6 protein-coding genes are annotated in these 4,454 nt (G+C 71.3%); all 6 read left to right on the top strand.

The features are described 5' to 3' along the window. Positions 1–353: WhiB family transcriptional regulator (locus CHB84_RS21885; protein ID WP_245818913.1), on the top strand; the 353-nt coding region annotated here is incomplete at its 5' end. Continuing rightward, positions 350–577 (top strand): hypothetical protein, encoded by a 228-nt coding sequence (locus CHB84_RS21880; RefSeq protein ID WP_089303535.1) that lies wholly within the window; start codon positions 350–352, stop codon positions 575–577. The genes CHB84_RS21885 and CHB84_RS21880, both read left to right, overlap by 4 nt. Next, a complete protein-coding gene (locus tag CHB84_RS21875) occupies positions 570–2,147 on the top strand; it encodes an FtsK/SpoIIIE domain-containing protein (protein ID WP_176440091.1) in 1,578 nt (525 codons plus the stop codon). The genes CHB84_RS21880 and CHB84_RS21875 overlap by 8 nt, the downstream gene beginning before the upstream one ends. A 59-nt stretch (positions 2,148–2,206) precedes the next feature. After that, complete coding sequence (locus CHB84_RS21870) at positions 2,207–3,934, top strand: replication initiator (protein WP_089303533.1); 1,728 nt, start codon at positions 2,207–2,209, stop codon at positions 3,932–3,934. A 14-nt stretch (positions 3,935–3,948) separates the two neighbouring features. Beyond that, entirely contained in the window at positions 3,949–4,260 is a 312-nt protein-coding gene (locus CHB84_RS23945; protein WP_089303532.1) for a helix-turn-helix domain-containing protein, read from the top strand. After that, positions 4,247–4,454 (top strand): hypothetical protein (locus CHB84_RS23320; RefSeq protein WP_141134780.1); only part of this gene is annotated, 208 nt, incomplete at its 3' end. The genes CHB84_RS23945 and CHB84_RS23320, both read left to right, overlap by 14 nt.

Genomic DNA, 4,454 nt, shown 5'->3' with positions numbered 1-4,454 from the left:
TGGATGCGCTCGATGCGGCTGGGGTGCGCACGCTCGTCGGCGCGGTGTTGTTTGACGGGGCGGGTGTGCCCGAGTGGCACACGCGAGCTGCCTGTGGTGGTGAGGATCCGGGGTTGTTCTTCGCCGGTTCGGGGCCGCAGGCATTCCGTGATCGTCGGCGGGCGTTGGCGATCTGCGCGGGTTGTCCGGTGCGGGTGGAGTGTGTGGCGGATGCGCTGGCGTGGGAGCAGCCCAGCACCCGCACCGGGATTCGGGGTGGGCTGTCGGCCTCGCAGCGGCAGCGGGTCTACGAACACCACCGTGACCGGCACGGCGGGTGTGGCGCGGCCACCGGTGAGGGGGTGGTGGCGTGAGTACCGACGAGGTGGGGCTCGTTGTGTTCGCCTCCCTGCTGATCGTGCCGCGGGGCCTGGTAGCGGTGGCGCCGCTGTGCGTGATCGAGCGGGAGGCCTGTGACCGTGCCCAAGCCCTGGCCCGGGCGGGGTATGGCAGGTATCGGGGTGCGGTGCCGGTGGTGACCGAACGGTGGCTGGCCGCCGCCCGCCGGGACGCGGATGGGGGTGAGTCGCGTGGGTAGCTGGACGAGCGGGCTCGTCGTTGACCGCGACGCGGGCTGGCAACAGCTGCGGGTGGCTAAGGCCAGCCGGCGGCGCAGCATCGCGGGACGGGTGGTGCGGTTGCTGGTGGCCGGCCTGCGGTGGCTGACGGTGCTGGTGTGCGGGTTCGCCTATCACAACCCGATCCCGGCGGCCCTACTCGCGCTGATCGGTGCCCTTCTGGCGTTCGGTTTGCCGTGGGCCGCGCTCGGGGCGGTGCTGCTCGCCGCTGCCGGGGTGGTGGCGTGGTTCCTGTTGGCCCCCGAGCTGTTTGATCGGTGGGTGGTCTCGCCGGGGCGTCGGTGGTGGCGTCGGCGGCGGTATGCCGCGGCGTGGGCGGATGTGATGGTGGCCGGCCGGCTGGTGGTCACCGACCGCCGGCGCCGCGAGTTGGTCCCGAAGGTGGCGCGGATCAGGCAGGGCCGGTTCGCCGATGTGCTGACGGTGCGGCTGCCGAACGGGATCACCCGTGAGGCCTTCGCCGAGCATCTCGATGCGCTGGCCCAGGCGATGCGGGCCCGGGAGGCGCGGATCGTGCCTGCCCCGGGTCGGTGGGCCCCCGGTTGGCTCAGGAACCGGGCCGCCGCCGAGTTCGCGCCCGGGGTTCACAAGCCGGGGCGGGTGTTCGTGCGGCTTGCCTTCGGCGACCCCCTGGCGCACGTCATCGCCGGCAACCAACTCGCCGACGACGGCGAGGACGTGGACCACTCGGCGGTGCGGGTCGGGCGGCGTGACGACGGGGCCGAGTGGCGCGTGTCCCTACTCGGCACGCATGTGCTCCTGGCCGGGGCGACCGGCGCCGGGAAGGGCAGCGTGTTGTGGGCGATCCTCGCCTCGATGGGTCCGGCGATCCGCGCGGGCACCGCCCAGGTGGTGGGGCTCGATCCCAAGGGTGGGATGGAACTCGGGTTCGGCCGGGAGCTGTTCCGCCACCTGGTGACCATGGACGGGCCCGACGCCGAGGACGAGGCCGTCGCCTTCCTCGAGGGCCTCGCCGAGGAGGCCGACCGGCGCGCCGGAATGTTGGCCGGCCGCGCCCGCACCCTAAGCCCGAGTGTGGAGTTGCCGTTCGTGCTGATCATCATCGACGAGCTCGCGTCGGTGACCGCCTTCATCAGCGACTCGAAACGGCGGCAACGGGCCGATGCCGCGCTTGGGCGGCTGTTGACGAAGGGTCGGGCGCCGGGCATGTGTGTGGTCGGGGCGCTGCAGGATCCGCGCAAGGACGTGGTCAAGTGGCGCGACCTGTTTCCCACCCGCATCGCCCTACGGCTGGTCGAGGCCGGCCAAGTCGACCTCGTCCTCGGCGACGGCGCCCACGCCCGGGGCGCCCGCTGCGAGGCGATCGCCACCACCACCCCTGGTGTGGGCTACGTGGCCGAGGACGGCGCGGCCGCGATCACCCGCGTGCGGGCGGCCTACCTCACTGACGAGGACATTCGCCGGATCGCCGCGACCTACCGGCCCGGCCCCGTCGACGCCGGCGGCGGTCTACGGGTCGTCGACAGCGAGCCCGACCACCCCCCGGAGGCCGGCGACCTCGCCGCCTAACCCATATCCCCGGTTCCTGATCTCGTTCCTGCGCTTCACGTTCTTCTGGAGACGTCTGTATGAGCACTGTGGACACATCCGTGTCGGATTCCGACGGTTCGGCGCCGCATCGGCAGGTGGCGCCGGTGCTGGAAGACATCGCCGCAGGCACCGCCGAAGAGTTGGGCGTGTGCCTGCGGCCGATCGCCCTCAAGCGGGTCGATACCCACACCGGCGACGCCGTCACGGTACCGGTGCCCTGCGGGGCCACCCAGTCCAGCGTGTGCCCCTCCTGCGCCGACAAGGCCCGCCGGCTGCGGATCCACCAGGCCCGGCAGGGCTGGCACCTGGCCGACGATCCCCAGGTGGAGACGAGCGAGCCGACTGCGCAGCAGCGGGCCGCGCTCGGCCAGCTCGCCGATTTGACCGAAGCCCGCGCCCACGCCGTCGCGATCGGCGATGACCGGGCGGTGGCCGACATCGACGCCGACATCGAGGCCACGCACGAGTTGCTGGCCGCGGATGGGTTGCGGGGCAGCCCCAGCACACCCGGCGAGGGCACGAGTAAGCGGCGGGTGCGCTCCACCCGCCGACGCCAAGACACCCCCGACCTTCCCCGCCGGCCGGTGCAGGCGACCACGACGGGTCGGGTGTTCACCGCCCCCGACGGCAAGCAATACCGCCCCTCCACGTTCCTGACGCTCACGCTCGACTCGTACGGGCCGGTGCACACCGCCAGCCCCAAGCCCCGGCACCCCAAGCCGTGCCGCTGCGGGCAGGTGCACCGTCAGGGTGAGGGGATCGTCGGCACCCCCATCGACCCAACCTCATACGACTACACGCGGGCGGCTCGGGATGCGATCCACTTCGGCAAGCTCGTCGACCGGTTCTGGCAAAACCTGCGCCGCGCGGTCGGCTGGAACGTGCAGTACTTCGCCACCGTCGAACCCCAACAACGCCTGGCGATGCACCTGCACGCCGCGGTACGCGGCACCATCCCCCGCCGGCTGCTGCGCCAAGTCACCCAAGCGACCTACCACCAAGTGTGGTGGCCGGCCCACGACCACGCCGTCTATTCGCCGGAGCACCCACCGGTGTGGGACGGCGAGGACGAATGCTACCGCGACCCCGACACCGGCACAGCGTTGACCACGTGGGACGAGGCGATCGAGGCCACCCTCGAGCCCGAAGCGCAACCAGCCCACGTGGTCCGGTTCGGGCCCAACGGCATCGACGCCCAGGGCGTCACCGCCGGCAGCGACAAAGCCGGCAAGTGCCTGGGCTACCTGGTCAAATACCTCACCAAAGACCTCGACGCCTGCTACGCACCCACCAGCGATCCCGAGCGGGACCACCTGGACCGGTTGGCGGCCGAGCTGCAGCGCCAACCCTGCTCGGAGACCTGCCCCAACTGGCTGCTCTACGGCATCCAACCCGACCACCCCCACGAGGGCATGACTCCCGGCGCGTGTTCCGGCAAAGCCCACCGGCCAGCCCACCTCGGCTACCGCGGCCGGCGCTGCCTCGTCTCCCGCAAATGGTCCGGCCACACCCTGTCCGAACACAAAGACCAGCGGCGCGACCACGTCCTCAAAACCCTCGGCGCCGTCGGCGCGACCGCTGAGATGGCCACACCCGCCGACGCCGAGCAGGGCCGCTACCGGTGGGTGCCCCTACCCCACGACGGACCCAACCCACCCGACCGCACACAACTCCTGCTCCACGCCATCGCCCAAAAACGCCGATGGCGCCAGCAATACCACAACGCCACAGCCCAACTCTCGGCAACAACCCAGCACGCCGCATGAACGAAGGGGGAGCAATGAGCACCGTTCGACGTATCGACCGGCTCTGGACCGTGCACGAGGTCGCCGACTACCTCGGCATCCCGGTTAAAACGCTCTACCAGTGGAAATGGCGCGGCGAAGGCCCCCCGGTGCGCAAGGTCGGCCGGCACCTGCGTTACGACCCCGCCCACCTACAGGCAGCTCGCGTGTGCCACTCGGGCACACCCGCCCCGTCAAACAACACCGCGCCGACGAGCGTGCGCACCCCAGCCGCATCGAGCGCATCCACACTGCCGATCGCCACACCCCGCGCGGCGCGATCCAGTCGTCTCCGTGCGTGTCCCTGACTCATCGCGACACCCGCACGGCCCCGTCAGGGAGGTTCCGGGCGCGGCCGGCCAGGGCCTCGTAGTCCTGCGCGAACCGCTCGGCGCGGTTCCGGGCCTGGATCGCGGCGCTTCAGAGACATCTCGGGCGCTGTACTTCGGCCACCTCGTGTCGATCTTCAATTTCGCGATCGAGGACAAGAGGATCACGACGA

Origin of the sequence: Haloechinothrix alba (assembly GCF_900188115.1) — a bacterium.
Taxonomy (GTDB): Bacteria; Actinomycetota; Actinomycetes; order Mycobacteriales; family Pseudonocardiaceae; genus Haloechinothrix; species Haloechinothrix alba.
This window is presented reverse-complemented; position numbering and strand designations above follow the sequence as displayed.

Bases quoted from the DNA above. Each gene is read 5' to 3' on its own strand.
- CHB84_RS21870 (WP_089303533.1), top strand. From the start codon at position 2,207: ATGAGCACTGTGGACACATCCGTGTCGGATTCCGACGGTTCGGCGCCG.
- CHB84_RS23945 (WP_089303532.1), top strand. From the start codon at position 3,949: ATGAGCACCGTTCGACGTATCGACCGGCTCTGGACCGTGCACGAGGTC.